Genomic DNA, 25581 nt, shown 5'->3' with positions numbered 1-25581 from the left:
TCGTCAAGCAGCTTGCGGTACGGGTGCGATCGCTGGCTCCTGGCACGGATCCACGGTGAGGCCGCCGGAGGAGTTGGCGTCCTTCGCGAGCTCCTGCAGCAGGTCCCGGTCGAGTTCTTCAGGCTCAGAGCTGGCGAACACAAACCGGAGAGGGATCGCAGGTTGCAGCCAAATCGTCGTGCGACCGCCGGGCTCATGCTGCTGGTGCCGCCACGTCAGAGTGAAGCTCTCGCCGCGCCGCAGCTTGGTCGTCACCACCACCTTCAGATGCCCGAGAAGGCGATCCGGGATATCGATCGCTTGATCGGTGAAGCCGTAGAAGAGCTGTCCCATTTGTCCCCCCTGTGCGATGAATTTGGATTGCTCGGCAGTGAGGTTACTTGATAAGCTAGTTATCAATCAAGCTCGCAAGAGGAAGATTTTTTATGAGCAGCGAGAGTGCCTTTTTTTACGACAGCGACAAGGAAGTCGCGCGCGCTCGACAGGTGCTGGAAGCACTCCGGTTGTATCAGGCCGCTGACTCGGCGATGCGCCGTCGCACCCGGCAGGCGATGTCGATGCGAGAGAACGAGATGCTCGTTCTGAGTTTCCTGATGCGTGCGAGGGAAGAGGGGGAGACGGTCACTCCCACCGATATCGCGCGCTATCTCGGGATCTCCACGGCGTCGACGACAGCGCTGATCGATCGGCTGGAGAAGTCTGGACACCTGGCGCGCACGCGCCACCCCACCGATCGACGAAGCGTCCTCCTCGCCGCCACCGCGCAAGCGGACGACGAAATGCGCTCCGCCCTCGACGAACTGGACGAACGGATGCTGTCCACCGCAAGCGGCATCACTGAGAGCCAGAGCCGAACGATCGTGAGCTTTCTGGAACGGATGCGCCGCGCGGTCGACGACGTGGGTGAACCGCATCCGATGCATGGTGGCAACCACGGCAGTCGCCACGGATCACCTTCGCTCGCCGATTAGCTCGGACCAGGCGTTCTGCCGGGAGCTCCGGGGCCAGCGCGCCGGCGATCTCGGCACGTCAGTTGCAGTACTCGTCGGCGTAACGCCGGAATCCCTCAGGCGTGGTGATCACATCGCCTTCCACGTACAGGGACTCCGAGGAGAGCACCTCACCGGCCTGCAGGGCCGCGAGCATGCCGGCATCGAATTGAGCCGAGAACACGTTGCCCGCCCTCCCGGCAGCCCACAGCTCATAGAGGACATCCGTGCGTATCTCTGATTCCTCGATCGCCATGTCAGCCGTCGCCTCGCCCGAGATGGGCGGCGAAAGGGGCACTTCCGGTTGAGACGCCGCCCGCCACGCGTCACTCATCGGTTCGCCGTTGTCTTCGTGCGGAAAGGAGTTGATCGGTTTGAGGATCAACGTGTCCACGGAATCACGGCAGACGCGTATCAGCACCTCGAGCGACCCGTCCTGCTGGCGGAGGATCCCCATGGACCCGATGCTCCCCGGGCTGCAGGACGTGAGAGCGAGAGCCGACACGGCGATCACCAGCGCGAGCGGCCACCTGAACTTCATACGGTCAACGTATGCACCAGCGGGCGTGCGACCGGCTTGCGAATCTCAATCGTTACGCTCCTGATGCGGGTGGCTCGCTTGGCCGTCACTCGCGGCACGCTGCCCGAAGTGGGCACAATCCCGACCTCTGTTCGCGCCTGCATCTGCGACGATGTTCGAAATGGACGCCGAGACTCTCCTCGAACTGCGTGCGCTGCGTGTCCGCGCGTACGGCCCTGCGGCCGACATCGATCAGGACCCGGCCGCAGTGGACAGTCTCCGCGAGCTGGAGGCGCTCAACGGCGAATCGGAGCCGGCAGTTCCGGCCGCCGTCGAGGCCACGATCGACGCACAACCCGAGCCGGAGACGCAGCCCGAGTCGCTACCGGAGCCGCGCATAGAGGCAGAGCCGGCGCTGAGTGTCTCGACCGAGGAACGACCCGAAGACCTTGAGGCGCCGCCGGAATCGAGCTCGCGACCGAGGCGTCGCGATCGGAAGCGATCCACCGCCTCCCTGCCCCTCCGCACCCGTGTGCTGTGGGCGCTCAGCGTCGTCGCATCGGGCGCTCTCGCCGTGGCGATCACCTACGCGCTCGTGTCCGTCTCTCCGGTCTCGGCGTCCAGCGGTGCACGGCAGATCGCGACGCTGAAGCCGTCCGCCCTGGCCGACATCCCCGCGGGGTGGTTCGGTGCAGGGCCGAGCTCTGTCACCTGGGAGTTCTACGGCTTGACGCTGTTCGAGACCACGGGCGGATATTCCGCGGTGGGCAGCGAGTGCTTCACTGCCATCGCGACCGAGCAACTGCCCAAACCGGACACGGATCCGAACTCCTGGTCCATCAACGGCTTTGCCTCCAGCGGGTGCCGCATCCGCGACTTCCCAGCCACGGTGCAGATGACCGTGGACAGCAACGCGCCCGAAGATATGCGCGCGAAGTTCCCGGAGAGAAGCGCCCTGCAGTTCGTGCGCGACGGCGATCGGATCGGGGTGTTCCTCAGCAGCGACTGAGTGCGCGGCGGCGCGCCTGTCCGCGCGCCACCGAACCCCTTGACAGCGCCAGCAAAGGCGAGGAACGTCGCCGCCAACTGGAACTGATGCCCGTGCGCATCGTGCGGTTGCGCTGTGCCAGTTGCGACGATGGGATGTCGCCATGTCCACAAGCGTTTTCGAGTCGCTGCGAGAGAACCTGGGGGGTTCTCTCATCGCCGAGGGCGATGCAGGGTACGACCAGGCACGGGTCGTCTACAACGCGATGATCGATCGGCGACCGGCTGCGATCGTGCGATGTCAGGACGCCGCCGATGTCGCCGCGGTCGTCCGCGCGGCAGCCGATTCGGGAGTCGATCTCGCCATCAGGGGTGGAGGTCACAGCGTGCCGGGATTCGGCACGGCCGACGGCGCGCTCGTCGCCGACCTGGGCGACCTCACGTCCGTGCAGATCGACCCCGCGTCCGCCACGGCGGAAGTCGGAGGCGGGGCGACGTGGGGGATGTTCAATGCCGCGGCCGGCGAATACGGGCTCGCCACGACCGGCGGGATCGTGTCGACGACGGGCGTCGGCGGACTGACCCTCGGCGGTGGAATCGGCTATCTCGCCCGCGGCTACGGACTGTCGTGCGACAACCTGCTGTCGGCCGAAGTCGTGCTCGCCGACGGCAGCGTGGTCACCGCGAGCCCGGAGGAGAAGCCCGACTTGTTCTGGGCGCTGCGTGGTGGCGGGGGCAACTTCGGCGTGGTGACGAAGTTCCGCTTCCGGATGCATCCCGTTGCCGAGATCTACGGCGGTCCGATGTTCTTCGAGCTTGCCGATGGTCCGGCGATCCTGGCGCACTTCGACGCGGCCGTGCGCACGGCCCCTCGCGAGTTCGGCGGGTTCCCCGCGTTCCAGATCGCGCCGCCGTTGCCCTTCGTACCCGAGAACCGCGTCGGCGAGCCGTTCCTCGTCGTCATCTTCTGCGTCAACGGGTCGGCGTCAGAGGGGGAGAAGATCGTGCAGGGCTTCCGCGATGTCGCACAGCCCGTGGCGGACGGCGTCGGGCCGATGCCCTATCCGGCGTTGAACGGCGCGTTCGACGCCCTCGTGCCCCCGGGCCTGCAGCACTACTGGAAGGCCGCGTTCTTCGACGAGCTCACCCCCGAGTCGATCGCCGTGCACATGCAGCACGGGCCGTTGGTGCCGACGGTCAACTCCACCGTGCACTTCTACCCGATCAACGGGGCGTGTCACGACGTGGCATCGGATGCGACGGCCTTCGGCCACCGGGACGCCACATTCGCGGTCGTGATCGCCGGAATGTGGCCGGATCCGACCGAGAACGCGGCGAACATCGCGTGGGTCAAGGACTACTACGCGGCGATCGAGCCGTTCGCGCAGGGCGGCGGCTACGTCAACTTCCTCTCGGAGGACGATCAGCCGCAGGCGTCCACGAACTACGGCGCGAACTACGCCCGGCTGCGCTCGGTCAAGCAGGCCTACGATCCCGGCAATCTGTTCCACGTGAACCAGAACATCGCACCGTAGTCGATCCGGATGCCGCGACTTAGGTCATCGGCGTGCACCGCCCTATTCCTCGGACGGGAGGCGGAGCCGCAGCGGGGCTACCGGCATCTTCGCCACGGGAGCACACTGAACCTGTATCGCCGCGAACAGGGGAGCCGCCATGTCCTACCGAGTCGGTTACTTCGTCGGGAGTCTCTCGTCGACATCGATCAACCGCATCCTCTCGAAAGCGCTGATCAGCGTCGCGCCCGAAGAGTTCGAGCTCATCGAAATCCCCATCCGCGATCTTCCGCTGTACAGCCCCGACTACGACGCCGATTATCCGCCGCAGGGGAGAGCGCTGAAGGACGCCATCTCGGCGATGGATGCGGTCCTGTTCGTCACGCCCGAATACAACAGGTCGATCCCCGGTGCGTTGAAGAACGCGATCGACTGGGCATCGCGGCCGTGGGGGCAGAACTCGTTCGACCACATCCCGGCCGCGGTGATCGGAGCCTCCACCGGCCCGATCGGAACCGCGGTCGCGCAACAGAGTCTGCGCGGCGTGCTGAGCTTCTGCAACGCGCGACAGATGACCGCGCCGGAGGCCTACGTGCGCTTCTCGTACGAAGACTTCGAGGACGACGGCACGATCACCAGCACGCGGACCGAGGAGTTCCTCCGCACCTTCATGGCGGAATTCCGCGACCACATCGAGCGGGTGCTCACCGTGCTGCCGCGGCAGGAGCCCGTGTGACGGATCGTCAGATCCGCGGACGCGCTCCGCAGCGTTTCACCATCCTCACCAGCGGTTGTGGACGTCCTCGGCCCAGCCTTCGAGGCCGTCGACGGTGATCCACTCGCCCTCGTCGGTTTGCACGCGGCCTCGGAAGGTACCGAAGCACTGGTGCGTCGTGGAGCGGATGACCAGCAGGTTGGTGCGTGCGTAGCGGTCGTAGAACGGCGTGAAAGTCAGCTCGACACGATCCGTGAACAGCCGCCACGGCTTCATCCAGTCGGTGTGGTCGAACTCCCACTCCAGCACCGTGGGGATCTTGTGGACTCGACCATCGACGGTGAAGGCCGTGTGAGACAGGCCGTGGCGCAGCCCGCGAGGTCCGCCGCCGCCGAGGTTGATCCCGATTCGTCGTCCGTCGACCTCTCCGACCGCCGCACCCCAGTTCCAGTCGGTGCGGTACGGGCCGCGCGAGCGGGCGTGGTCGAGCACGGCGAATCCGGAGGCGTCGTAGATGACGTCATCGATGGTCAGCGTGCCGCGGGTGGGGCGATCCACATCCTTCACGGTGTAGTCGACGAGGCGTCTGCTGTGCGGTGACGCGATGCCCATGGCCTCATGACCTGGGCGGGTCTCCGCGAAGAGATCCACCCGCACCCGTGAGGTCCGCGCGCGAAGCCGGGTGCCGCCGACCGCTTCGTCGAAGCGCAGTGACAGTCCGGGTCCGTGGGCGCAGTTCGGACCCCTGCCATGCGTGCCGGCGAGGGATACGCCGCGGTTGAGCGGCCGGATCTCGAAGGTGTCGATGCTCTCGTGGGTCGTGCGATCCAGGATCCAGAGCTGCCGCACGTTGGCGAAGTCCAGCGCCGCGATGGTGAGGGCGACGATGTGCGTCGGGGTGACGATCCCCCAGTATTCCCAGCGCTTGTTGCGCCCCCAGCCGTACCAGCCGCGGCCGATCCGGTCTGTGTCGTGCAGCTGGCGCCGCGTCCATCCGATCGACGCGGGATCGAGGCGTCCGTCGGGTCGGACGAGGGCGACCGGGGTGGTGATCTCGTGAGCGGTCATCGCACCGACTTGATCGGGAGGACCGACAGGGCCCCGACGATGGCGAAGACGATGCCGGCTGCGAAGACCGTCGTGTAGCTGCCGGTGAGAGCGATGAGGGCCCAGACGATGACCGGCGTGAGCGCCTGCGGCAGCGTCGTGGCGATGTTCAGAATGCCGAGATCCTTGCCGGCTGCTTCGGCCTTGGGGAGCACCTCGTTCATCAACGCGGAGTCGACGCTCATGTAGATGCCGTAGCCGAGGCCGAAGGTGGCCGCGAGCGCGAACATCCCCGCCACGGTGGGGGAGACGAGGGGGATCACCAGGGATCCCGCCATGATGAGCGACGCGATGATGACGAAGATCTTGCGTCGGCCGAGACGATCGCTGAGCTTGCCCATGGCGAATGCCGTGGCCAGGGCGCCGACCAGCATCACGGCCGTCAGCGGTGTGCTGAGCGCCGTCGAAGCGGCATCGGAGACACCGATGTAATCGCGCAGGATGTACAGGAGATAGGACTGCACGCTCTGGTAGGCGAGGATGAGCATGAATCGGCCTGCGAACGCCCACCAGAAGTCCGGGTAGGCCCGGGGGCTCACCCAGAAGCTCGCGAAGAACGTCTTCCAATTGAACGGTGGCACGCCCAGCTCGCGTGAGGAGAAGTCGCGGTTGAAGATCGTGAACAGCAGCGTGGCCACCAGGATCATCGCGCCGAAGGTCGCGTAGCCGATCCCGATGCTCTGCGCGAAGAACCCGGCGCCGGCGACGCCGAGTCCCATGCCGAGGAACGTCCCCATCGCCAGCACACCGGAGGCGACGCCGAAGCGCTCCCGACGGATCCGGTCGGGGACGATGGCGGCCTGCGCCGTGGCGAGCGCGTTCAGCGCCAGCATCACCAGCACCCAGTAGACACCGAGCGTCCACAGCTCGGCGGCGCCGGACAACAGCACCATGAATACCGCGGCGGTCGCGGCGCTGAGGATCATCCACGGCGCTCGCCGACCGAACCTGCTGCGGGTCCGGTCGGAGAACGCGCCGATCAGCGGGTGGATGATGATCGCGCCGACCGAGGATGCCGTCATCACGATGGCGAGGTTGCCCACCTTGTTGACGGGGTCGAGCTGCTGCACCTGGTCGGGGATGAAGATGACCATGAATCCCGCGTAGCAGGTCAGCAGCGCGGCGTTCATCACGAACATCCACGTCAACAGTCGTCGGTCGGATGTGCGCGGCGGTGCCGCAGCGAGCGTGCTCACGGGTCTCCTTCTCCACGGCGTCTTTGCCGCGTGGCAAATTGCGCGCAGGTTTCAGGTATGAGGCCGCGCCAGATCACTGTAGTGGCTCGATGACGATCGCCGGGTCGCGGGTGGAGTGCCCTGTGGAGGAGGGGCCGTCGTGACGCGGCGACCGCTGCTCAGAGGCGCTGACCCACAGACCAGAGCCGGTCGGCGCGGCCCGAGATGGCCTCCGACAGGGCGAAGGCCTGGGCGTCGGTCAGAGATGCGACGTAGTCGAGCACCCCGCGCCCGCGAGCAAGCGCGTCCAGGCGCCCGGGCGGCAGGGCGGTCCCGGATTCCGCGGCCCACCGTCGCTGGTCGCTCAGCGCCAGGTCGATGAGCTCGCGCAGGCGCAGCGGGACGCGGTCCCGGTCCTGCGCGTCCTCGAGCCACGCGATGAGTGCGCGGACGGAGCGGGACAGGATGCGGCGCAGCCCGCGCTGATGGATCGCGAGGTCGGGGCGGCTCAGGACGAAGCGGCGGTGCACGAACTTGAGCACCTCGACGTGGTGCCAGGCCTGCACCGACAGCGTCACCGGACCTGACCGCAGGGCGGCGGTGGGCGAGGGGCGGACCGCGACCTGAAGCGTGCGGATCCAGCGATCGGTGAAGGCAGCGAGTCGACGTTCGGCGGTCAGTGAGCCGTCGAACGGACGGGCGAGGAGCTCGTCCACCAGCTCGCGGAAGACGTCGGCGACGGCGTCGTGGAACGCCTCGTCGTCCGCGATCCAGGGGTCATCCCGCGCGATCTTCCGGCGGAGGCGTTCGATCGCGTGACCGTGCTCCTGCGTGCCGGTGACGGATGCGGCATCCATCCCCTGCCAGTCCGCAACGGCTTCGAGCCAGCCGCGGAACTCTGCGGCGATCGGCGCGTGATCGAGGATGCCGGCGCGGTAGAAGTCGTCGATATCGTGCACGGAGTAGGCGATGTCATCGGCGATGTCCATCACGGCGCCCTCGATCGATTGCTGCAGCGTGGGGACGCCCATCTCTGATCGCGCGGACTCCAGGTCGGCGAGCTCTGTCTCGTACGCGGAGTACTTGAACACCGTGTACCCGCCATCGGGTGTGCGACGGATGCCGCGGGGTGCACCGAGCCGATCGAGCGTGGTCGGGTCGATCGAGGGCGCCCACGGGTACTTCGCCGTGGCGGTGCGGACGGCGGCCGTGAGATTCAGGCCGGCGGGCACGTGTTCGGTCACGTCCAGCGCGGTGAGGATCCGGTAGGTCTGCGCGTTGCCCTCGAATCCGTCCGGCAGATCGAGCTCCTCCCGCGCGAGGCGGTCGAGCACGGATTCGCCGAGATGACCGAACGGCGGGTGGCCCAGGTCGTGGGCGAGCGCGGCGGCTTCGACGACCTGCGGGTCGCAGGAGAGGCGGTTCTCGGTGCGCAGCGATGCCTCGTTGAGGTGGATCGCGACGGCGCGCGCGATGGCGCCCACCTTCAGCGTGTGCGTGAGCCGGTTGTGGACCGGAGCGCCGGGCAGTGAGGGGGAGACCACCTGCGTCACCGCCGACAGACGCGAGAAGTAGGGCGAGAACTGGATCCGCTCCAGGTCGAGGGTGAACGGATGCGCCGAGTCCTGTTCCGGTTCGGAGTGGGCCCGCGACCGACGCGCGAGCAGGGCCTGGTCATCCGTCGGAATGGTCGACTCGGGCGACATGGTCGCTCCTCTCGGCGTATGTGAAGATCTCGCATCCGCATGTTACGTCTCTGTAAAACGGGGCATGACGCGATGGAAGTCACTCTACATTCGAACTTGACCGGACAAGCGGTCATGTTGCACACTTGACCGGACAAGCGGTCATGCCAACGATGGAGATCCGACAACGATGTATGTAGAACTTGAGCACGGGCGCGGCGCGCAGCCTCTCTACGTGCAATTAGCCAATGCCTTACAGGACCACATAGAGCTCGCCAAGCTCAGCCCCGGTGATCCGTTGCCGAGCGAGACGGTGCTGGCCAGGGAGAATCGCCTCAGCCGCGCCACCGTCATCAAGGCGTTCGACACACTCGCCGATCGTGGGCTCGTGACGCGACGCCAGGGCAAGGGCACCTTCGTGAACGCTCGCCCGATGGAGCGACTGCTGCCCGAGCTGACGAGCTTCTCGCAGCACGTGCACGGGCTGGGCCTCTCGCCGCGCAGCGAGCTGCTGGCGTTCGAGCGATTCGCTGCGGCGGATCCGGCCAGGCCCGCGAGCGCGTTCGACCTGGAATCCGTCGGTGCAGAGCCGCTGGTGCAGATCGAGCGGCTTCGGCACGTGAACGACCGCCCCGTCGGTGTGCACCGCGCGCTGATCCCTGAGGACGTGGCCGACCGGATCGGCGTCACCGAGCCGGTCGCCGCACGTGAGTCGTTCTCGCTCTACGAGTCCATGCGTTCCGGTGGCATCTTCCTGTCTTCCGGCGATGAATCGCTCCGCGCGATCAACGCCGGCGCCCGAGACGCCGAGCTGCTCGGCGTCGACGAGGGCACCGCCCTGATCGAGGTCGTCCGCGCATCGCGCGATCAGAACGGCCGCCTGATCGAAGTCGTCCGCGCCCGGTACCTCGGGACGGAATACCTGTACCACATCACATTCGCACCCACCCACGGAGAAACCCATGAAGAATCGAATCGCTCTAGCCATCGCACCGGTGGCGGCCTTGCTGCTGGTCACCGGATGCTCGGCGCAGACGAACGGCAATGACAGCGGAAGCGACAGTGAAGTCGGCCGTGCTGCCCTCGTGATCGCGCAGGGCGGCCTCGGCGACGAGTCGTACAACGACCTCGCGCTGAAGGGCTTCAACAGCGGGCTGAAGACCAACGGCATGGAGGGCACCTCGATCGAGTCGGACGACGTGGTCGGTCAGGGTGAGCAGGTCCTCCGTCGCGCAGGCGATGGTGGGCTCGGTCTGGTCATCGACCTCGAGGCATCGCATGCCGAGGTGCTTCCGCGTGTCGCCGCCGACTATCCCGACACCGATTGGGTCCAGCTGAACGCCGTCGCCGAGGGCGACAACGTCGCGTCGGTCGTGTTCCAGGAGCAGGAGGGGTCGTACCTCGCCGGTGCCCTCGCCGCGATCCACACCACCAACACGAGCGATCCGAAGATCAACCCTGAGAAGGTCATCGGCGTCATCGGCGGCACCCAGGCCGCCGGCATCGACAAGTTCCTCGTGGGCTTCGCCCAGGGGGCGCGCGATGTCGACCCCGACGTGAAGGTGCTCGTGGCCTACTCGAACGACTTCGGTGACCCGACGAAGGGGCAGCAGCTCGCACAGTCGATGTTCGACCAGGGCGCCGACATCGTCTACGCCGTCGCGGGCGGTACGGGAGCCGGTGTCATCCAAGCGGCGAAGGACGCCAACCACTATGCGGTCGGCGTCGACACGAACCAGGACGGCATGGCTCCCGGCAACGTGCTCACGAGCATGCTGAAGAAGACCGACGTCGCGATGGAGACCGTTCTCGCGGACTACGCCGCGGGCAAGTTCCCCGCCGGCAAGACGATCAACCTCGGTCTCAAGCAGGACGGCGTCGGACTCACCGACTTCGAGTTCACCCGCGACGCCATCGGCGAGGACACGATCGCCCGCATCGACGAGCTCAAGGAGCGCATCATCTCCGGCGACATCGTCGTGTGGAACGCCATCGACAGCGGCAACCCCGACTGGTTCGGCAAGAGCTGACACCCTCAACACCCCTAAGAAAGGCCCACGCCAATGAGCACCCTCCCAGGTGACCGCGCGTCCGCGTCCGATCCGGCGATCCGTCGCCGGATCGGCGCGGAGGGGATCAGCCGTTCCTTCGGTTCCGTACGCGCGAACATCGACGTGAGCCTTTCGGTGGCTCCGGGAACGATCCATGCCGTGATCGGCGAGAACGGTGCAGGCAAGAGCACCCTGATGCGCATGCTGTACGGACTCGACCGCCCTGATCAGGGCAGCGTGATCGTCGACGACGAGCCCACGGTCCTCTCCTCGCCGCGTGCGGCCATCGAGCGCGGCATCGGGCTCGTCCAGCAGGAACTCGCGATCATCCCCGAGCTGAGCCTGCTGGAGAACCTCATTCTCGGCGACGAGGTCGCCCGGTTGGGCGTGCTCGACTGGCGCGCGGCACGGGAACGTGCCGTGGCGCTGGCGGCGGATGTCGGAGTCGAGATCGAGTGGGACGCACCGGCATCCGGGGTGTCCATCGCGATCCAGCAGCAGGTCGAGATCCTGCGACTGGTCTATCGCGGCGCCGACGTCCTCATCCTCGATGAGCCGACGGCGGTGCTCGCGCCGGCGCAGGCGAAGGAGCTGCTGGCACTGCTCACCTCGCTGCGGGATGCCGGACGCACCATCATCTTCATCAGCCACAAGCTCGACGAGGTGCTCGCCATCGCCCAGGACGTGACCGTCCTGCGTGCGGGGCGGTCGATCGCCGAGCATCCGCGCGCTGATCTGGACCGCGCGATGCTGGCTCAGCTGATCATCGGCGATTCCCCCGTCGTGGAAGCCAGCGGGAGCCGTGGCACCCCCGGCGCGGTCCGCCTCGTCGTCGAAGACGTCGCGGCCAACGACGATCGCGGATTCCGGAGACTGGACGGCGTGGGCTTCACGGTCCGCGCCGGAGAGATCGTCGGCATCGCCGCCGTCGCGGGCAACGGCCAGGAGGAGCTCGCCGAGGCGCTCATCGGCGTCCGTGCACTCGCTGCCGGTGACGTCACCGTCGACGGCGAGTCCGTCGCACACACCAGCATCCGTCGGCATCGCCGCCGGGGGATCGCGTACGTCAGCGCCGATCGCAAGCACGAAGGGCTCGCGCTCACGCTGCCGCTGTCGGACAACTCCATCGCGGCACCGTCGCTGCGCGAGCTCGCCACCGCGGGCTGGCTGCGCCCCAAGCGCGTGGTGTCCCAGGTCGCCGCCGTCCTCGCCCGGGCCGCCGTCAAGTTCGGTTCGCCCTCGGATCTCGCGTCCTCCCTCTCGGGCGGCAACCAGCAGCGCGTCGTCATCGGGCGCGAGACGATCGGCCGGCCCAAGGTGCTCATCGCGAGTCAGCCGACCCGTGGCGTCGACATCCGCGGCATCGGCTACATCCATGAGCTGCTGCGCCGCTCCCGCGACGAAGGAGCCGCCATCGTCCTGTTCAGCGAGGAGCTCGACGAGCTCAGAGAACTGGCGGACCGCATCGTCGTGCTCCACCGCGGCCGAGTGTCGGGCACGCTCGAGGCTGGTGCGTCGCGTTCAGACATCGGCGAACTCATGCTCGGTGGACACGAGGAGGAGGCGGCATGAGCGCCACGACCCATGAAGCCCCCGTGCAGCCGGACACCGCGCCGCGCGATTCCCGCAGCATCCTCGACTCGATCATCCGCGTCGTCTGGCGCGCCGTCGTTCCGATCGCGATCGCGCTCGGCGTCGGTGCGATCGTGCTCCTGCTCACCGGGAACAACCCGCTCGAGGTCTACGGGCTACTGGTCACCGAGGCGTTCGGCACCCCGAGTCGCATCAACGCCACACTGGCGGCGACCACTCCCATCCTCTTCACCGCGATCGCGGCCGCCTTCGCGTACCGTGCCGGCGTCTTCACCGTCGGCGTCGAGGGCAGTTTCGTCGCAGGCGGTCTGACGGCCGCGGTGATCGGGACGCAGATGGCCGGATTCCCTCCGGGCGTCGGCGCCCTGCTCCCCATCCTCGGCGCGCTCGTCGTCGGTGGTGCCGTCGCGGCCGTACCCGCGCTGCTGCGCGCCTTCTGGGGCGTCGACGAAGTCGTGACGACTCTGATGTTCAACTTCATCGCGGCCGGTGTCGCCGGGTGGGCGGTCCAGGCGTTCTTCCTGGCCCCGGGTCAGGCGAACTCGAGCACCGCGTATGTGGCCGAGTCCGCCGAGCTCCCCGCCCTGGCCCCTCCGGGTCAGATGAGCTGGGGTCTGGTGATCGCGCTCGTGCTGCTGGTGGTCTACGCCGTCTGGATGAATCGCTCGAGCCTCGGCTTCGAGTTCCGTGCGGTCGGTGCGGCGCCGCGCTTCTCGCTCGCCCAGGGCCTGCGGGTGCGCACCGTCATCATCACCGCCATCATCGGCGCAGGTGTCATCGGCGGCATCGGCGGCGGCGCACACGCGCTGGGTCTGGTGCACCGCTACTCCGAAGGCTTCTCCGCCGGCTTCGGGTTCACCGGCATCGCCATCGCGCTGCTGGCCCGGTTCAACCCGGTCGGCATCCTGATCGCCTCCATCCTGTTCGGCGCGCTGAATGCCGCAGGAGCCACGGTGCAGTTGTTCATCGACCTGCCCGTGCAGCTCATCGACATCTTGGAAGGCACCGTGATGATCTTTGCGGTCGTCGCCATCGGGGTTCCCCGCTGGCTGCGCGGGCGCCGCACCAACTCAGAGGAGGGTCGCTCGTGATCGACGCGCTCATCGCATCCACCCTTGTCCTCTCGGTGCCGCTGGTGCTCGCCGCGCTCGGCGGCGCGATCCATCGCCGCGCCGGTGTCGTCAACATCGGTCTCGAAGCGCACATGATCGTCGGCGCCCTGGTGGGCGCCGTGGTCAGCGGCGCGAGCAGCAACTGGGCACTCGGTGCACTCGCCGGTCTGCTCGCCGGAGCCGCCTCCGGCGCGCTGATGAGCGTGCTCATCACGCGGCTGAAAGCCAACGAGATCATCGTGGGCCTCGGATTCAACATCGTCGCGTTCGGCGTCATCGGCTACCTGCTGCGCGCGACCTTCGGCACCTCAGGAACCCTCCAGCCGGCCGGACTCGAACGTCTGCCGAAGATCGAGATCCCCCTGATCGCGGATGTCCCCGTCCTCGGGGCGATGTTCTCCGGCAAGGACCCGCTGTTCTGGCTGTGTATCATCCTCGTGCCTCTGCTCGCGTGGTCCCTCGCCAACACCCGACTCGGACTGCGGCTCCGCGCGAGCGGCTCCGGTGAGGCGGCCAGCACGTCGCTGGGACTGCGACCGCTCGGCATCCGCGATCTGGCCGGCACCTTCGCCGGGGCGATGGCCGCGCTCGGCGGCGTCGCGCTCAGCCTTGGCACCGTGGGGCTGTTCAACGAGAACATGACTGCCGGGCGTGGATACGTGGCGCTAGCCGCGTTCTACTTCGGCCGCTCCCGGCCGCTGCCCACGGCCCTGGCCTGTGTGCTGTTCGGCTTCTTCGACGCGCTGCAGATCCGGCTGCAGACCACCGGCGGGGCGTCCGCCGACCTCATTTCGACCCTTCCCTACTTCGCCGTCGTCGTCGTGATCGCCATCACCGGCATCCGTCAGTACCGACGCGGCGCACGAACTGTGAGCTGACATGTCTACTTCTTCCTCCCCCTCGACGGCCCTCGTCCTCGTCGACGTCATCGCGTCGTTCTTCGACCCGGCCGAGGCCAACTTCTACCCCGAGGCGCCCGCCGTTCTCGGCCCGATCGCCGAGCTGCTGGCGACCGCGCGCGAGCGGGAGTCGCTGGTGGTGCACGCCGTCGAGCGGCACTACCCGGGTCTGGATGACTTCGAGTTCCGCAAGCTCCCGCGTCACCACCAGATCGGTGACACGGATGCCGCGTACATGCCCGGATTCGAGCCGCTGCCCACCGGTCGTGAGGTCGAAGTCGGCAAGCGCCGCTACTCGGCGTTCTACGCGACCGACCTCGACCTGCTCCTGCGCGAGCAGGGCGTGCAGCGCCTGATCGTGGTCGGGGTCAAAACCAACGTCTGCATCCGCGCCACGGTGCAGGATGCGTTCGCCGGCGGGTTCGACGTGTGGGTTCCGCGCGAGACCACCAACTCCAACCGGCCGCACCTGGCCGAGGCGAGCCTCGAGGACATCGAGCGCTACTTCGGCCGCGTCCCCTCGTTCGCGGACGCCAAGGACGCCCTGTGACCGGCAGCGTCTCGGTCGTCGGCTACGCGAGCCTTGACGACAGCGTCGAGATCCACGAATTCCGCGGAGTCGACGCCACGAGCATCGTGCGACGTCGCTCGCAGGGTGCCGCATCCGGCATCGGCGGGGTGGCCCACATCGCCCGCGCCGTCGCCGCCAGCGACGCCCCGGTCATGGCCGTCAGCTGGGTCGGCGACGACGAGGGCGGGCACGCCTGGAGTGCCGCGCTCGTCGAGACCGGAACCGGCGTCGACGGTGTGGCCGTGCACGGCAGCCGTACGCCCTCCTCGACCATGATCGAGATCGCGAGCGGCGGAACGATCTGCCTCTTCGACCCGGGCGACTGCTACCCGGACACACTGACCGACGGACAGGCGTCGGCTCTCACCGCCAGCGACTGGGTCATCATGACCGTCGCGCCACGCGCGCTGACGACGGCCGTGCTGGACAGCATCCCGTCGGGCGCCCGCCTCGCGTGGGCGGTCAAGCACGATGACGACGTCTACACGCCGGAGTTGATGCGACGGATGCTCCAACGCGCCGATCTCGTCAGCTTCAGCCGCGGCGAGCGCGATTACGTGCTCGGCGCCGATCGCGCATCGACGCTGCGCCCCGACGCCCTGGTCGTGGAGACGCAGGGCGCCGACGGCGTGTCCTGGCACCTCGCCGGAGATGCGTCGCGCGCCGGCGCCGTCGCCGTGGAGCGCGTGCGCGATGTCGACACGACCGGTGCCGGCGACACCTTCATCGGCACGCTCGTCGGCCTCATCGCGCAGGGCGCTGCGCCGTCGCAGCTGAGCGACAGCGAGATCACCGCCCTCATCGCCCGTTCGACGCACGCCGTCGGAGCACTTCTGCGGAGCCGCACAGCCGACTCCGCCGCAACTCAAGCAACACAAAAGGAGAACCACTGATGTCAGAACGCGCCTGGTACCTGGGCTGCCGAGCCGATCAGGTCGGCGAGTCCGCCGTACTCGTCGGTGATCGGGGTCGAGTACTGCTCGCCGCCGAGATCCTCGACGACGCGGAGGTCCTCAACGAGGACCGCGGGCTGACCACCGCCACCGGCTCGTACCGCGGAGAGCGGATCACCGTGAGCGCCTTCGGCATGGGCGCTCCGATCGCCGCCGTCGTGCTCCACGAGCTGGCCGGCCTCGGCGTCCGCCGCTTCGTCCGCCTCGGCACCGTCATGACGGTGGGGGAGACCCAGCTCGGCGAGTTCGTGGTCGCGCACGGCGCCGTCCGCGGCGAGTCCACCTCGAGCACGTACCTGCCCCTCGAGTACCCCGCGGTCCCCGACTTCGCCCTCACCCGTGCGCTGGAGGACGCTGTCCGCGAGGCGGGTCTGCCGACCCGCTCCGGGCTGTACGCGAGCTACGACGGCTTCTACACGGAGATGTTCGAGACCGGAGTCGGGCTCACGTCCGTGGACGACCGCTACGCCACGCTCGAGCGCGTCGGCATCGTCGCGACCGACATGGAGACCAGTGCGGTGCTGGTCGCCGCGCGTGCCCTCCGCGTCGCCGCCGCTTCGCTCTGCCTGGCGAGCGTCGCCGGACGCACGAACGAGAAGATGGCGCGCCCCGAGCGCGCCGTGGCAGAGAAGCAGCTCCTCGAGGCCGGATTCCGCGCCCTCTCCGCCGCACCCGCAACCGTTTAAGACCCTCAACCTCGGAGTAATGACATGACCATTGCACAGGACTACCTCGACGACGTCATCGCGAAGATCGGCCGCGTGCGCGACACGCAGGCCGAGAGCATCGCGGCTGCCGCACAGATCTGCGCCGACTCGATCGCCGGCGACAACCTCGTCTTCACCTTCGGCACCGGGCACGGCGGATTCGCCGCGCTCGAGTCGTTCCCCCGCACCGGTGGCGTCACCGGCTTCCGCCCGATCGTGGAATCCTCGATCGCGCTGATGCACCACGTCCTCGGCGACCAGGGCACGGCTCAGTACCGCTTCCTGCACACGCAGGAGGGCTACGGCCGCGCCATCCTGCGCTCGCACCAGCTGAAGGAGGGTGACTCGATCATCCTGTTCAGCCACTCGGGGATCAACTCCGTCATCCTCGACATGGCGATGGAGTTCAAGGAGCGCGGGCTCAAGGTCATCGGCGTGACCAGCGTGCCGCACTCGTCGCAGGTCGCCAGCCGCCACTCCAGCGGCAAGCGTCTGTTCGAGGTCGCCGACGTCACGATCGACACCGGCATCCCGCTCGAGGACGCCTCGCAGTTCATCGACGGCCTGGAGTTCCCGGTCGGCCCGACCTCCACCTCGATCGCCGTGGCCGTCTCGCACGCGATCAACGCATCGACGGCGGCAGAGCTGGTCGCGCGCGGTGTCGAACCGATGATCATGGTGAACACGAACTCCAACCGCACGACGCTCGCGCACCAGCAGAACGACCGCAACTACGCCGAGCTGTGGCGTCGCCTCCGCAGCCGCGAGTTCTCGGCACCGGTGGTCCGATGATCACGCGCGAGCTCTACATCGACGGCCGCTGGGTCGCTCCCCTCAGCGGGGAGTACCTCGAGGTGCGCGACCCCGCCACCGGCGATCTCGTCGGACGTACCGCGGTGGCGGGTGCGGCTGACGTCGACGCCGCCGTGACGGTCGCCGCGACGGCTGCCCGCCGGTGGGCGTCCATGCCCGCGGCCGACCGCGGCACGATTCTGCGACGCGCGGCAGACCTGATGGACGAGCGCATCGACGACATCGCCGACGCGCTCACCCGGGAGCAGGGCAAGCCCCTCGGCGACAGCCGCAAGGAGATCGCGTTCGGCGCGATCGTGCTGCGCTACTACGCGGAGGAGGGCACCCGCGTCGGCGGAAGCCTGCGTCCCACCCAGCGCGCCGACATCCGCTCGATGGTCACCTGGGCGCCGATCGGCGTCGTCGGCGCGATCGTGCCGTGGAACTACCCCGTCGACCTGTACGCCTGGAAGATCGGCCCGGCACTGGCCGCGGGTAACGCGATCATCGTCAAGCCCCCGCTGGAATCGCCGCTGGCGATCGCCCTCACGGTGCAGTGCCTGCACGACGCGGGCCTGCCGGCCGGCGTGCTGGCCGACCTCCCGGGTGCGCTCGAGGCCGGAACCGCGATCTCGTCCCACCCGGGCATCGGCATGGTCACCGCCACGGCGTCCACCCGCACCGGACAGGCGATCATGCGGTCCGCGGCGGACACGATGAAGCGGGTCTCGCTCGAGCTCGGCGGTCACAGCCCGTTCATCGTGCTGCCCGATGCCGACGTCGCGGCGGCTGCCGCCGCGGCGGCCCGTCGCTCGTTCTCCAACGCGGGTCAGATCTGCATCGCCGTCAACCGCATCCTCGTCGCGGACTCGATCGCCGATGAGTTCGTCGAAGCGGTGGCCGCAGAGGCACGCGCCATCGTGCAGGGTCACGGCATCGACCCCGCGGTCACCGGTGGTCCCACCACGACGACAGCGGTCATCGAGACCGCACAGGCGCACATCGCGGATGCGGTCGCCTCCGGTGCGCGCGTCGTCACCGGTGGCGCCCGACCGCAGGGCGCCGACTTCGACCGCGGGACGTTCTTCCTCCCCACCGTCCTGGACGGTGTCGACCGCGGTTCGCGGGTCATGCGCGAGGAGACCTTCGGTCCCGTCGTCGCGGTGCACCGCTTCGCGCACGGGCTGGACGTCGACGGGATCGCGGCGCTCGCCAACGACAGCGAGGCGGGCCTCGCGGCATACGTCTATGGTGGCGACCTGGATCGTGCGTGGGCGGTCGCCGAGCGCATCGACGCCGGCGGCATCGGCGTCAACATCAACGACATCACCGAGCTGCACGCGCCGTTCGGCGGCTGGAAGATGTCGGGCTTCGGGCGCGAGCTGGGCCCCGAGGGCCTGCACGGCTTCATGCAGCAGCGCCACATCCGTCTGCTGCGGAGGTACTGATGCCCGAGGTGAACGTCCGCCAGTACGTCGCGGGGGAGTGGGTCGCCGGCGACGGCGGCCCACTCGAGCGGCGCAATCCGGCGGCTCCGGCCGAGGTCGTGGCACGGGGCACCGTCGGCACGGCCGACGACGTCGACCGCGCCGTGGCATCCGCTCGCGCTGGACAGTCCGAGTGGGCAGCCCGCACGTCCCACGCGCGCGGTGCCGTTCTGCAGGCCGCGGCCGTGCTGCTGGCCGGGCGCGCCGACGAGTACGGGAGCGAGCTGGCCCGCGAGGAGGGCAAGACCCTCCGCGAGGGCATCGGCGAGGTGCGGCGTGCCGCACAGATCCTCGACTACGTCGGCCACGAGCCCGACCGTGCGGCGGGTGAGGTGTTCCATTCGCCGCGTGCCGGTGAGCGCATCCTCGTCGTGCGTCGCCCGGTCGGCACGATCGGCGTCATCACGCCGTTCAACTTCCCCATCGCGATCCCGGCGTGGAAGATCGCTCCGGCCCTGCTGCACGGCAACGCCGTGGTGTGGAAGGCGTCCGGGGCGGTACCGCTGCTCGCCGTGCGCCTGGTCGAGACGCTGCTGGCCGCCGGACTTCCGGCGGACGTCATCCAGCTGCTGCATGGGGACGGCGCCGCCGGTCCCGCGCTGGTGGCGCATCCCGGCATCGATGCGGTGACCTTCACCGGATCGACCGGTGTGGGCCGTGCCGTCGCCTCCGCCGGAGCCGCGCGCGGGATTCCGGTGCAAGCCGAGATGGGCGGCAAGAACGCGGCCGTCGTGCTGGCCGACGCAGACCTCGACCTCGCGGTCGCGCAGGTCATCGCGGGCGCGTTCGTGTCCACGGGGCAGAAGTGCACCGCCACCTCCCGCCTCATCGTCGAATCGGCGATCGTGGACGAGTTCCTCGCCCGCCTGCGCACCGCGACCGATGCGCTGACGGTGGGGAACCCGCTCGATCCCGAGGTGGCGATCGGACCGCTGGTCTCGGCCGCGTCCCGTGATGCCGTCCTCGCCGGGATCGACACAGCGCTGCAGGATGGCGCGACTCGGGTGACCTCGCGCGCGCCCCGCCTCGACCTCGACGGCGGGCACTTCGTCGCGCCCACCGTCCTGGACTGTCGCGCGGGCGGATCCGAGGTGTGGGAGAACGAGCTGTTCGGTCCCGTCCTGGCGGTGCGTACGGCGCAGGATGCGGCATCCGCCTTCGCAATGGTCAACCAGAGCGAGTTCGGGCTCTCGGCCGCGGTGTTCACCCGCGACATCGCGACGGCCCTGACCGCGGTGGATCTGCTCGATGTCGGGATGCTGCACATCAACTCCGAGACGGCCGGCGCTGACCCGCACGTCCCGTTCGGCGGAGTCAAGGGCAGCGCGCTCGGTCCTGCGGAGCAGGGCACGGCGGCGCGCGAGTTCTACACCCGACCGTCTACGGTGTACCTGCGAGGTGCAGCATGACCGTCGGGGCGCTTGAGGGGATCAAGGTCGTGGACCTGTCGCGCGTGCTCGCGGGACCGTACGCCACGATGCTGCTCGCGGACTTCGGCGCCGACGTGGTCAAGGTCGAGCCCCTTGAGGGAGACCAGACGCGGGGATGGCGCCCGCCCGTCGCGCCGGACGGCTCGTCCACGTACTTCGCCAGCGTCAATCGCAACAAGCGCTCGGTGACCGCGGATCTGCGCGATCCGGATGACGTCGCGGCCGTGCGCCGCCTCGTCGCCGAGGCCGACATCGTGATCGAGAACGCCCGTTCCGGGGCGATGGAGAAGCTGGGCTTCGGGTACGACGCGCTGCGCGCGGACAACCCCGGTCTCATCTACTGCTCGATCAGCGGATTCGGCGCCACCGAGGGCGCGGGCCTGCCCGGATTCGACCTTCTCGTACAGGCGACCGGCGGACTCATGAGCATCACGGGCGACGAGGACGGCGGTCCCATGAAGGTGGGCGTCGCCCTCGTCGACATCGTCACAGGCCTGCACGCCGTGACCGGCATCCTGGCCGCGCTGCATGCGCGGGCCGAGTCCGGCCGCGGTCAGCGGATCGAGGTGAACCTGCTCTCGAGTCTGCTCTCCGCACTGGCGAACCAGGCCTCCGCGCATCTGCTCGGCGGCGCGGTGCCGGGACGGCTGGGCAACGCGCACCCCAGCATCGCGCCGTATCAAGTGGTCGCGGCGGCCGATCGCCCGTACGCGCTGGCCGTCGGCACCGACGGGCAGTTCCGCTCACTGTGCGGTGTCCTCGGGCGGCCCGAGCTCGCCGACGACGAACGGTTCCGCACGAACACCGACCGGGTGCGGCACCGCGACGAGCTCATCGAGATCCTCGAGGAGCGGTTGCAGAGCGACAGCGCCCAAGCGTGGATCGATCAGCTCAGCGCGGTCGCCGTGCCGGCGGGCGCGATCAACGACATCCCCGAGGCGTTCGCCTTCGCGACGCGGCTCGGGCTCGCCCCGGTCGTCGAGATCGACGGCGCCGCGCAGGTCGCCAACCCGATCAGATTCAGCGAGACCCCCGTGTCCTACCGCTCAGGACCTCCCCCTCTCGGCCCGCGGCTCAGCGGTGCCGACACCTCAGCCGATGCGGCGCAGTCGTCGCCCACGAAAGGAAACCGATGAGCAACCCCGATGTCTCGTCCCTCGCCGAAGACCGCCTGTCGGGCGTCTTCTCCCTCGACGCGCTGCTGCCGGCAGACGCGCAGGAATGGCAGCAGCGTGCGCGCGAGTTCGCCCGCACCCGCATCGCCCCGGTGATCGAGGAGGACTTCGAGAACCAGTACTTCCGCCGCGAGCTGGTGGAGGAGTTCGGTGCCGCCGGATTCCTCGGGATGCACATCTCCGGCTACGGCTGCGCGGGTGCCAGTGCCACCGCGTACGGCGCGGTCTGCCTCGAACTGGAAGCGGTCGACAGCGGCTGGCGCACGTTCGTCTCCGTGCAGGGCTCACTCGCGATGAGCGCGATCGCCAAGTTCGGCTCGGAGCCGCAGAAGGAGCGCTGGCTGCCCGAGATGGCGGCCGGACGCGTCATCGGATGCTTCGCCCTCACCGAACCCACGGGCGGCAGCGACCCCGCCGCCATGACCACGACGGCACGCCGTGACGGCGATGGTTGGGTCATCTCCGGCACGAAGCGCTGGATCGGCCTGGCGACCCTCGCCGACATCGCGATCGTGTGGGCGAACACCGACGAAGGCATCCGCGGCTTCATCGTCCCGACGGACTCGGACGGGTTCGAGGCCACCGCGATCACCGGCAAGCTCGCCATGCGGGCGTCGATCCAGTGCGACGTGAGCCTGGACGAGGTACGTGTCGGTGACGACGCACTCCTGCCCGGCGTCACCGGCCTGCGCGGACCGTTCTCGTGCCTCAACGAGGCCCGCTACGGAATCGTGTGGGGCGTCATGGGCGCGGCGCGGAGCTGCCTCGAGGTCGCTATCGCGCGGTCGCAGGATCGCTCCGTGTTCGGCGCCCCGATCGGCTCCTTCCAGCTCACGCAGGCGAAGCTCGCAGACATGCTGCTCGAGTACGAGAAGGGCGTCCTGCTCGCACTCCACCTCGGAGCGCAGAAGGATGCCGGCACCCTGACCCACGCGCAGATCAGCGTCGGAAAGCTCAACAACGTGCGCGAGGCGATCGCGATCGCGGGCGCGGCGCGGTCCGTCCTCGGCGGCGACGGCATCACCTCGGAATTCCCGGTGATGCGCCACATGGCCAACCTCGAAGCGGTGCGCACCTACGAGGGCACGGACGAGATCCACGCCCTCATCCTCGGCCGCGAGCTGACCGGTTTCGCCGCCTTCTCCTGACCTGACGTCCGAAGGGGCGGTACCCGCGCGTGTGTCGCGGATACCGCCCCTTCGCATGTCTGGTGCGTCAGGGTCCGTCGAGGATCCCGTTCAGGACGCCCACCGCTTCAGCGACCAGGACCACGCGGTCGGCGACGGATGCGGCATCCTGTGCGCAGCCGACCTTCACGCCGGCCCAGTCGAGCCGGCCCGCCGCGCGGACGACATCGGCGACCGCGGTCTCGGTCATGAGCGAGCCCGGCGTGCCGTGGGCGATCGTCGGCGAGGGGGCGAACGGGAGGTGCGCGTCGATCCAGGCCGGACCGAACGCGGTCTCGGTGGCCGCCGCCCCGGAGGCGATGAACCCGCGCAGCAGACCGCGCTCGGCGGCTTCGCGCGCATGCGCCACGGGGGTGTCGGCCGAGTGCCCCTCGATGGCCGAGCGGCCCCAGTTCAGGGAGATGCCGATCGGAGTGCCCGAGCGCTCGATCGCGTCCAGCTCGACGGAAAGATCGAGGAAGCCCTTCTCCGGGGCCTGACCGTCGCGCCACGCGTCGCAGTGCTCCAGCACGAGATCGACTGAGCCCCACTCCCACCCGGCGATCTCGGTCAGCGACCGGACGAGCGGGTCGACGCCGCCGCGCGCACCGCGCGGGGCGGAGTGCAGCTCGACGACCCCGACGACGGAGCGCGACTGGGCGTCGTCGAAGGCGCGGACGTCGTCGAGGAGCAGGCGCACGTCGGCGATCGCGGCGCGGCGGCCGTCCTCGTCGTGCGAGGCGAGGCCGTAGGCCGGCGCGGCGCCGATCCGGCCCATCGTGTACGGGATGTCGGTCACTACGGCGCGCAGCGTCGCGGGGAGACTCCGGTGCAGCCATCCATCGTCGTGCGGGTGGATGCTCCCGAGCCAGGGCAGCTCGAGCGCGCCGATGCCGGGAGTTGCGGCCAGAGCCTCGAAGAACGCGGACTCGGCGCTCGGATCCCACTGACGGTGCGCGGGGGAGGCGGCGTAGGCGCCGACGACGAGGCCCTCGAAGCGAGGAGCGGATGCCGCGGTCATCGGTCCGCAGCCGCGCTCGCCAGCGCGCGGCCGGCGCCGGTGATCTCGTTGACGGCGACCGTGCGGCCCTCGGCCATCGAGAGGGTGAGCGCATCGGCCGTCGCGATCGACGCGCGGGCGGCGGAGCCATCCGTCAACGACACGAGGGCGGGATCGACCTCGTGCGTGCCGGCGACGAGACCATGGAAGTAGTCGAGCTCTGCCTGCATGGCGCTGCGGAGCCAGCGCGGTGGGCGGACGGTGGGGTCACCGTAGACGACGCCCCCGCCGGATGCGGTGCCGGCATGCTCGGCGGTGCGCTCGGCATCCTCCTCCGCGGTGTGCAGGGGGAAGCGCTCGACACGGTCCGCGGTGGTCAGCGTGACACCGACGTCGTGCATGTCGATCGTGACGTAGCCGAGCGTGCCCTGGATCGTGACCTCGTGCTGCGGGCGCCGGAAGACCGAGCCCCAGTCCAGCGTCGCGTAGCGGTCGCCGGGGAAGGCGAGGGAGGCCAGGAGCAGCGCGTCCTCGTTTCCGGTGCGGGAGCCGGCGTGCGGCACCGCTCCGCCGATCATCGTGGCGCGCTCTGCGGGTGCGATCAGGTGCTGGAGCACGTCGAGCTCATGGATGTGGTGGTACAGGTGACCGCCCGAGGTGGCGCGATCCTTCTTCCAGCCGGGGGCGGCCGAGCCGTCCTCCCAGCCCGTCCGGATCGAGCGTGCGACGACGACGTCGCCGATCGCCCCGTCCGCGATGAGCGCGGCCGTGCGTCGGACGCCGGGCATGAAGTGCATCACGTGCCCGGCCATGAATACGACGCCGGCGCGCTCGCACGCGGACACCATCGCGTCGCAGTCGGCGTAGGACAGGGCGATGGGCTTCTCGCAGAAGACGTGCGCGCCATTCTCGGCGGCGCGCAGCACCGGCTCGAGGTGAGCACTGTTGGGGGAGGCGACGACGACCACGTCGACCTGCGCGGCGAGGTCGTCGACGGATGCCGCGACAGAGCAGCCCAACTCCTCGGCGAGGTCGGTCGCGTGCTCCGGCGAGTACACGGTCGTGACGACGGCGCCGTCGATGCCGTCGATGAGGCGGCCCAGCTCACGGCCGAAATAGCCGGCGCCGACGATGCCGTAACGCAGAGCCGCGCTCACGACGCGGCAATCGCGATGGACCGCTGCAGGGGGAGGTAGTGCTCGATGACGGCCTGCCGGTACCCCTCGAGGTCTCCGCGCTGGGCGGCGCGCAGCATGTCGCCGTGGGCGTCCGCGGTGTCCTTGATATCCGCCGGCGGGATGATGCCGAGCTGCGGCGCGACGGCCGTGTGAACGTCCCAGAAGGCGCCGACCAGCTGACCGACGAGGCGGTTGTCAAGAGTGTCCAGGAGTCGCGTGTGGAAAGCACGGTCGGCGTCGAGGAACGTCTGGCCGGTCTCGGCGCGGGTCTCCATCTCGTCGACCAGGGCCTCCAGCTCGGGCGCCGACTGCCCCTGCATCGCCTCGACGACGCGTTCGGCGACAGCCAGGTCGAGTGCCAGGCGCACCTCGATCACGTCGCTGAGCGCCTTGAGTGTTCCTTCGGGCGCCAGTGCGCCACGGAAGACGAGGGCCTCGACCATCGGGTCCAGCGACATGCCGCCGACGAAGGTGCCGTGGCCGTGGCGCACATCCACGATGTCGAGCGTGGACAGCGTGCGGATCGCCTCCCGCACGGAGGACCGCGACACGTCAAGGGTTTCGCAGAGCTCGGCTTCGGTGGGGAGAAGGTCGCCGGGGCGCATGCCACGAGTGAGGATCAGTCGCTTGATCTCGTCAGCCGTGGTCGATCGACGCATGCGCGCGGTCCGCGTGTCACTGGGAATCACAGTTCGGATGCTCCATTCGGCCAGGTTCTTCTTCGAACTCCTCCCCATTGTGCACGGCGACGAGTTGTGTTTATATTACGTCAGAC

General features: G+C 68.9%; 25 protein-coding genes. 17 read left to right on the top strand and 8 right to left on the bottom strand.

From position 1 onward, the window contains the following. Window positions 1–3: 3 nt before the first annotated feature. Complete coding sequence (locus tag ASD65_RS09075) at window positions 4–333, bottom strand: DUF7882 family protein (RefSeq protein ID WP_056221448.1); 330 nt, start codon at window positions 331–333, stop codon at window positions 4–6. A 92-nt stretch (window positions 334–425) separates the two neighbouring features. Between ASD65_RS09075 and ASD65_RS09070 the strand changes: the two genes are divergently transcribed. Next, the gene (locus ASD65_RS09070; RefSeq protein WP_082561648.1) at window positions 426–971 is read left to right on the top strand and encodes a MarR family winged helix-turn-helix transcriptional regulator; all 546 of its coding nucleotides are present in this window, start codon (window positions 426–428) and stop codon (window positions 969–971) included. Window positions 972–1029: 58 nt separating this feature from the next. Here ASD65_RS09070 and ASD65_RS09065 read toward each other — a convergent pair whose 3' ends face one another. Then, window positions 1030–1446, bottom strand: coding sequence for a hypothetical protein (locus ASD65_RS09065; RefSeq protein ID WP_156378821.1), 417 nt, complete (start codon window positions 1444–1446; stop codon window positions 1030–1032). 244 nt (window positions 1447–1690) lie between these two features. Between ASD65_RS09065 and ASD65_RS09060 the strand changes: the two genes are divergently transcribed. The 3 genes from ASD65_RS09060 (at window position 1691) to ASD65_RS09050 (ending at window position 4746) form a co-directional block, all read left to right on the top strand. After that, window positions 1691–2518, top strand: coding sequence for a hypothetical protein (locus tag ASD65_RS09060; RefSeq protein WP_056221441.1), 828 nt, complete (start codon window positions 1691–1693; stop codon window positions 2516–2518). A 142-nt stretch (window positions 2519–2660) separates the two neighbouring features. Further along, window positions 2661–4031 (top strand): FAD-binding oxidoreductase, encoded by a 1371-nt coding sequence (locus tag ASD65_RS09055; protein WP_056221438.1) that lies wholly within the window; start codon window positions 2661–2663, stop codon window positions 4029–4031. 139 nt (window positions 4032–4170) lie between these two features. Beyond that, on the top strand, window positions 4171–4746 hold the full coding sequence (locus ASD65_RS09050) for an NADPH-dependent FMN reductase (RefSeq protein ID WP_056221435.1): 576 nt from the start codon (window positions 4171–4173) through the stop codon (window positions 4744–4746). 45 nt (window positions 4747–4791) lie between these two features. Here ASD65_RS09050 and ASD65_RS09045 read toward each other — a convergent pair whose 3' ends face one another. From ASD65_RS09045 to ASD65_RS09035, 3 genes are all read right to left on the bottom strand, one after another. Next, window positions 4792–5793 (bottom strand): DUF2804 domain-containing protein, encoded by a 1002-nt coding sequence (locus ASD65_RS09045; protein WP_056221431.1) that lies wholly within the window; start codon window positions 5791–5793, stop codon window positions 4792–4794. Further along, entirely contained in the window at window positions 5790–7028 is a 1239-nt protein-coding gene (locus tag ASD65_RS09040; protein ID WP_056221428.1) for an MFS transporter, read from the bottom strand. The genes ASD65_RS09045 and ASD65_RS09040 overlap by 4 nt, the downstream gene beginning before the upstream one ends. A gap of 158 nt (window positions 7029–7186) precedes the next feature. Continuing rightward, window positions 7187–8713 (bottom strand): deoxyguanosinetriphosphate triphosphohydrolase family protein, encoded by a 1527-nt coding sequence (locus tag ASD65_RS09035; RefSeq protein ID WP_082561647.1) that lies wholly within the window; start codon window positions 8711–8713, stop codon window positions 7187–7189. 214 nt (window positions 8714–8927) lie between these two features. On the opposite strand from ASD65_RS09035, the gene ASD65_RS09030 reads away from it, so the two are divergent. The 13 genes from ASD65_RS09030 to ASD65_RS08970 are packed head-to-tail and all read left to right on the top strand — an operon-like array spanning window position 8928 to window position 22610. After that, window positions 8928–9740 (top strand): GntR family transcriptional regulator, encoded by an 813-nt coding sequence (locus tag ASD65_RS09030; RefSeq protein ID WP_235566645.1) that lies wholly within the window; start codon window positions 8928–8930, stop codon window positions 9738–9740. After that, window positions 9655–10722, top strand: coding sequence for a BMP family lipoprotein (locus tag ASD65_RS09025; RefSeq protein WP_056221422.1), 1068 nt, complete (start codon window positions 9655–9657; stop codon window positions 10720–10722). Before ASD65_RS09030 ends, ASD65_RS09025 begins: the two co-directional genes overlap by 86 nt. 33 nt (window positions 10723–10755) lie before the next feature. Continuing rightward, complete coding sequence (locus tag ASD65_RS09020; protein ID WP_056221418.1) at window positions 10756–12315, top strand: ABC transporter ATP-binding protein; 1560 nt, start codon at window positions 10756–10758, stop codon at window positions 12313–12315. Then, entirely contained in the window at window positions 12312–13427 is a 1116-nt protein-coding gene (locus tag ASD65_RS09015; protein ID WP_056221415.1) for an ABC transporter permease, read from the top strand. The genes ASD65_RS09020 and ASD65_RS09015 overlap by 4 nt, the downstream gene beginning before the upstream one ends. Then, the gene (locus ASD65_RS09010; protein ID WP_056221412.1) at window positions 13424–14326 is read left to right on the top strand and encodes an ABC transporter permease; all 903 of its coding nucleotides are present in this window, start codon (window positions 13424–13426) and stop codon (window positions 14324–14326) included. The genes ASD65_RS09015 and ASD65_RS09010 overlap by 4 nt, the downstream gene beginning before the upstream one ends. A gap of 1 nt (window position 14327) precedes the next feature. After that, window positions 14328–14897 (top strand): cysteine hydrolase family protein, encoded by a 570-nt coding sequence (locus ASD65_RS09005; protein ID WP_056221410.1) that lies wholly within the window; start codon window positions 14328–14330, stop codon window positions 14895–14897. Continuing rightward, window positions 14894–15811: a carbohydrate kinase family protein gene (locus tag ASD65_RS09000; RefSeq protein ID WP_056221407.1), complete on the top strand. Its 918-nt coding sequence runs from the start codon at window positions 14894–14896 to the stop codon at window positions 15809–15811. The genes ASD65_RS09005 and ASD65_RS09000 overlap by 4 nt, the downstream gene beginning before the upstream one ends. Next, window positions 15811–16557 (top strand): nucleoside phosphorylase, encoded by a 747-nt coding sequence (locus tag ASD65_RS08995; protein WP_056221404.1) that lies wholly within the window; start codon window positions 15811–15813, stop codon window positions 16555–16557. Before ASD65_RS09000 ends, ASD65_RS08995 begins: the two co-directional genes overlap by 1 nt. A 24-nt stretch (window positions 16558–16581) precedes the next feature. Then, window positions 16582–17370 carry a sugar isomerase domain-containing protein gene (locus tag ASD65_RS08990; RefSeq protein WP_056221400.1) on the top strand — a complete coding sequence of 263 codons (789 nt, stop codon included), beginning with the start codon at window positions 16582–16584 and terminating at the stop codon, window positions 17368–17370. After that, window positions 17367–18818 (top strand): aldehyde dehydrogenase family protein, encoded by a 1452-nt coding sequence (locus ASD65_RS08985; RefSeq protein WP_235566644.1) that lies wholly within the window; start codon window positions 17367–17369, stop codon window positions 18816–18818. Before ASD65_RS08990 ends, ASD65_RS08985 begins: the two co-directional genes overlap by 4 nt. Then, the gene (locus ASD65_RS08980) at window positions 18818–20266 is read left to right on the top strand and encodes an aldehyde dehydrogenase family protein (RefSeq protein ID WP_056221397.1); all 1449 of its coding nucleotides are present in this window, start codon (window positions 18818–18820) and stop codon (window positions 20264–20266) included. The genes ASD65_RS08985 and ASD65_RS08980 overlap by 1 nt, the downstream gene beginning before the upstream one ends. Then, window positions 20263–21423, top strand: coding sequence for a CaiB/BaiF CoA transferase family protein (locus ASD65_RS08975; RefSeq protein WP_082561646.1), 1161 nt, complete (start codon window positions 20263–20265; stop codon window positions 21421–21423). The genes ASD65_RS08980 and ASD65_RS08975 overlap by 4 nt, the downstream gene beginning before the upstream one ends. Next, window positions 21420–22610, top strand: coding sequence for an acyl-CoA dehydrogenase family protein (locus ASD65_RS08970; protein ID WP_056221395.1), 1191 nt, complete (start codon window positions 21420–21422; stop codon window positions 22608–22610). Before ASD65_RS08975 ends, ASD65_RS08970 begins: the two co-directional genes overlap by 4 nt. Window positions 22611–22677: 67 nt before the next feature. On the opposite strand, the gene ASD65_RS08965 is transcribed toward ASD65_RS08970, so the two are convergent. From ASD65_RS08965 to ASD65_RS08955, 3 genes are read right to left on the bottom strand one after another with little or no spacing between them, the layout of a single operon-like run. Beyond that, window positions 22678–23649: a DUF4862 family protein gene (locus tag ASD65_RS08965; protein WP_056221392.1), complete on the bottom strand. Its 972-nt coding sequence runs from the start codon at window positions 23647–23649 to the stop codon at window positions 22678–22680. After that, window positions 23646–24785 (bottom strand): Gfo/Idh/MocA family protein, encoded by a 1140-nt coding sequence (locus ASD65_RS08960; RefSeq protein ID WP_200948643.1) that lies wholly within the window; start codon window positions 24783–24785, stop codon window positions 23646–23648. Before ASD65_RS08960 ends, ASD65_RS08965 begins: the two co-directional genes overlap by 4 nt. Next, window positions 24782–25465 (bottom strand): FadR/GntR family transcriptional regulator, encoded by a 684-nt coding sequence (locus ASD65_RS08955; protein ID WP_056224668.1) that lies wholly within the window; start codon window positions 25463–25465, stop codon window positions 24782–24784. Before ASD65_RS08955 ends, ASD65_RS08960 begins: the two co-directional genes overlap by 4 nt. Window positions 25466–25581 lie beyond the last annotated feature (116 nt).

This window comes from Microbacterium sp. Root61 (assembly GCF_001427525.1).
Taxonomy (GTDB): Bacteria; Actinomycetota; Actinomycetes; order Actinomycetales; family Microbacteriaceae; genus Microbacterium.
Note: the sequence above shows the minus strand (reverse complement) of the source record. Positions and strands in the feature narration are given on the sequence as shown.

Excerpts from the sequence above, each read along its gene's own strand:
- ASD65_RS09075 (WP_056221448.1), bottom strand. The coding sequence starts at position 333 with ATGGGACAGCTCTTCTACGGCTTCACCGATCAAGCGATCGATATCCCG.
- ASD65_RS09070 (WP_082561648.1), top strand. The coding sequence starts at position 426 with ATGAGCAGCGAGAGTGCCTTTTTTTACGACAGCGACAAGGAAGTCGCG.
- ASD65_RS09065 (WP_156378821.1), bottom strand. The coding sequence starts at position 1,446 with ATGGGGATCCTCCGCCAGCAGGACGGGTCGCTCGAGGTGCTGATACGC.
- ASD65_RS09060 (WP_056221441.1), top strand. The coding sequence starts at position 1,691 with ATGGACGCCGAGACTCTCCTCGAACTGCGTGCGCTGCGTGTCCGCGCG.
- ASD65_RS09055 (WP_056221438.1), top strand. The coding sequence starts at position 2,661 with ATGTCCACAAGCGTTTTCGAGTCGCTGCGAGAGAACCTGGGGGGTTCT.
- ASD65_RS09050 (WP_056221435.1), top strand. The coding sequence starts at position 4,171 with ATGTCCTACCGAGTCGGTTACTTCGTCGGGAGTCTCTCGTCGACATCG.
- ASD65_RS09045 (WP_056221431.1), bottom strand. The coding sequence starts at position 5,793 with ATGACCGCTCACGAGATCACCACCCCGGTCGCCCTCGTCCGACCCGAC.
- ASD65_RS09035 (WP_082561647.1), bottom strand. The coding sequence starts at position 8,713 with ATGTCGCCCGAGTCGACCATTCCGACGGATGACCAGGCCCTGCTCGCG.
- ASD65_RS09025 (WP_056221422.1), top strand. The coding sequence starts at position 9,655 with ATGAAGAATCGAATCGCTCTAGCCATCGCACCGGTGGCGGCCTTGCTG.
- ASD65_RS09020 (WP_056221418.1), top strand. The coding sequence starts at position 10,756 with ATGAGCACCCTCCCAGGTGACCGCGCGTCCGCGTCCGATCCGGCGATC.
- ASD65_RS09015 (WP_056221415.1), top strand. The coding sequence starts at position 12,312 with ATGAGCGCCACGACCCATGAAGCCCCCGTGCAGCCGGACACCGCGCCG.
- ASD65_RS09005 (WP_056221410.1), top strand. The coding sequence starts at position 14,328 with ATGTCTACTTCTTCCTCCCCCTCGACGGCCCTCGTCCTCGTCGACGTC.
- ASD65_RS08995 (WP_056221404.1), top strand. The coding sequence starts at position 15,811 with ATGTCAGAACGCGCCTGGTACCTGGGCTGCCGAGCCGATCAGGTCGGC.
- ASD65_RS08990 (WP_056221400.1), top strand. The coding sequence starts at position 16,582 with ATGACCATTGCACAGGACTACCTCGACGACGTCATCGCGAAGATCGGC.
- ASD65_RS08985 (WP_235566644.1), top strand. The coding sequence starts at position 17,367 with ATGATCACGCGCGAGCTCTACATCGACGGCCGCTGGGTCGCTCCCCTC.
- ASD65_RS08980 (WP_056221397.1), top strand. The coding sequence starts at position 18,818 with ATGCCCGAGGTGAACGTCCGCCAGTACGTCGCGGGGGAGTGGGTCGCC.
- ASD65_RS08975 (WP_082561646.1), top strand. The coding sequence starts at position 20,263 with ATGACCGTCGGGGCGCTTGAGGGGATCAAGGTCGTGGACCTGTCGCGC.
- ASD65_RS08970 (WP_056221395.1), top strand. The coding sequence starts at position 21,420 with ATGAGCAACCCCGATGTCTCGTCCCTCGCCGAAGACCGCCTGTCGGGC.
- ASD65_RS08965 (WP_056221392.1), bottom strand. The coding sequence starts at position 23,649 with ATGACCGCGGCATCCGCTCCTCGCTTCGAGGGCCTCGTCGTCGGCGCC.
- ASD65_RS08955 (WP_056224668.1), bottom strand. The coding sequence starts at position 25,465 with ATGCGTCGATCGACCACGGCTGACGAGATCAAGCGACTGATCCTCACT.